Genomic DNA, 1,962 nt, shown 5'->3' on the forward strand with positions numbered 1-1,962 from the left:
GTGGATTCGGGCTCGGGCTGCTCCGGGGGCGTGGCCTTCGGGGCGTCCGGCGTCGCCGGTGCTGCCTCGCCGGGTGGCTCGGCGGGGGCGTACGGGGCCGGTGTCTCCTTCGTGCGGCGTCTGCGGGCCGTGTCCGCGAGGATCCAGTGGCGGTGGAGGTCGACGAGTTCCTCGGGGGTCGCGCGGCAGGCTCGGGCGAGGCGTTCGACGGGGGCGTACTCCGGGGGTACGGCGGTGCCGTTGCAGTAGCGGTGGAGGGTCGACGTACTCATGTGGAGGCGCTTGGCGAGGGTGCCGTAGCTGAGTCCTGAACGGTCCTTGAGGGCGCGGAGCATCGCCGCGAATTCCTCGATGTCGTCGGCCCCCACCGTCGCTGACACCTGTCGCTCCCTCTTCCCGTGCTCTTCCCGTGTCCCGTTCGCGCGTTCCAGGCGGACCGCGTTTCCCCTGGTGGGAGTGTGTTTTTCCGTTCCGGCGTGCCCAACTGGGCGCTGGGCGTGGCGGTTGGGACGGATCACCCCACAAGCTCGGGTCATCCAAGCACCACACCGACCCGAACGACTAAGGGGCAGTTCAGCCATGTCCGGTTTCCGTACCTCCCGTACCCGTCGTGTCCGTCTCGTGAGCGCCGCGGCGGGCGTCGTGATCGCCGCGTTGTCGATGACCGCCTGCAAGGACGGGACGGGCGTCGATGTCACCGGGGCGCCGGTGCCGGCGTCCTCCTCGGACACGCCGTCCGCTTCCGCTCCGGCCTCGGGGGCGGGTTCTGCTTCGGGCGGGGCCGGTGCGTCCGGCGCGTCCGGCGTGTCCACGTCGACGGGGGGTTCCTCGGGGGGTTCCTCGTCCGGTTCTTCGGCCGGCAAGGGCTCCTCGGTTTCCGCGGGCACCTCCGGGGGTACGGCAGCGTCCGGCTCCACCGGCGGGTCGTCGGCCGGGAAGTCCACGGGCAAGGCGGCCTCGCCCGTCACCTGCGAGGGGTCGAACACCAAGACCGTCGCCGCGCCCGTCAACCGGCCCGTCAACCACATGCTGCTGACCGTCACCAACACCGGCAGCAAGCCGTGCTTCCTGTACTACTACCCGGCCGTCGCCTTCGCGGGCGCGCAGTCCGCGCCGCCGGTCATCGAGGACTCGCAGCCGCAGGCCGTCGTCACGCTCGAACCGGGGCAGTCCGGGTACGCGGGCGTCGCGCTCTCGGCGACCGACGGCAGCGCCTCGGGCGGCCGTACGGTGAAGTCGCTGGACGTGTACTTCTACGGCCGGAACCTGGACGGCGGCAGCGTCGGCACCGGCGCCAAGCCGAAGCTGCCCGCCGGGGGCGTCTACATCGACGACTCCCTCAAGGTGACGTACTGGCAGCAGGACATGGACGACGCCCTGATGTGGTGAACTGATCTTGCGGGTCGCTAAGTTGGCCCGCATGGTGCAGGGGGCGGGGAGCGTGGCGCGGCGTCGGCACGCGGCGGAGAAGAAGCAGGCGGGGGTCGGGCGCTCGTCCGTCCTGATGGCGCTGGGGACGGTCGTGTCGCGGGCGACGGGGCTGATCCGGCAGGTGCTCCAGGCGGCGGCGCTCGGCACGGGGCTGCTGGCCAGTACGTACAACACGGCCAACACCGTGCCGACCAGCCTCTACACGCTGCTGATCGGGGGCGCGCTGAACGCCGTCCTCGTTCCTCAGCTGGTGCGGGCGCGGGCCACCGACGCGGACGGGGGGCGCGCCTACGAGCAGCGGCTCGTCACCCTCGTCGTGACCGTCCTCGCGGTCGGTACGGTGGCGGCGGTCTGGGCGGCGCCGGAGATCGTGTCCCTCTACATGCGGGACACCCCCTCCCATCACGCCGCCTTCGAATTGACCGTCACTTTCGCCCGGTTCCTGTTGCCGCAGATCTTTTTCTACGGGGTGTTCGGGATGTACGGGCAGGTCCTCAACGCGCGGGAGAAGTTCGGCGCGATGATGTGGAC

General features: G+C 71.0%; 3 protein-coding genes. 2 read left to right on the forward strand and 1 reads right to left on the reverse strand.

Features of this window, described 5'->3' with window-relative positions; all coding sequences use genetic code 11:
- Positions 1 to 335: helix-turn-helix domain-containing protein (locus AOK24_RS43050; protein ID WP_240554405.1), on the reverse strand; the 335-nt coding region annotated here is incomplete at its 3' end.
- 244 nt (positions 336 to 579) lie between these two features.
- On the opposite strand from AOK24_RS43050, the gene AOK24_RS43055 reads away from it, so the two are divergent.
- Both AOK24_RS43055 and AOK24_RS43060 read left to right on the forward strand, forming a co-directional pair.
- On the forward strand, positions 580 to 1,389 hold the full coding sequence (locus AOK24_RS43055; protein ID WP_055725286.1) for a DUF4232 domain-containing protein: 810 nt from the start codon (positions 580 to 582) through the stop codon (positions 1,387 to 1,389).
- 31 nt (positions 1,390 to 1,420) lie between these two features.
- Positions 1,421 to 1,962, forward strand: a 542-nt coding sequence (locus AOK24_RS43060; protein ID WP_276206899.1) for a lipid II flippase MurJ, incomplete at its 3' end; no start/stop codon positions are given.

Source organism: Streptomyces niveiscabiei (assembly GCF_001419795.1).
GTDB lineage: Bacteria > Actinomycetota > Actinomycetes > Streptomycetales > Streptomycetaceae > Streptomyces > Streptomyces niveiscabiei.

Bases quoted from the DNA above. Each gene is read 5' to 3' on its own strand.
- AOK24_RS43055 (WP_055725286.1), top strand. From the start codon at position 580: ATGTCCGGTTTCCGTACCTCCCGTACCCGTCGTGTCCGTCTCGTGAGC.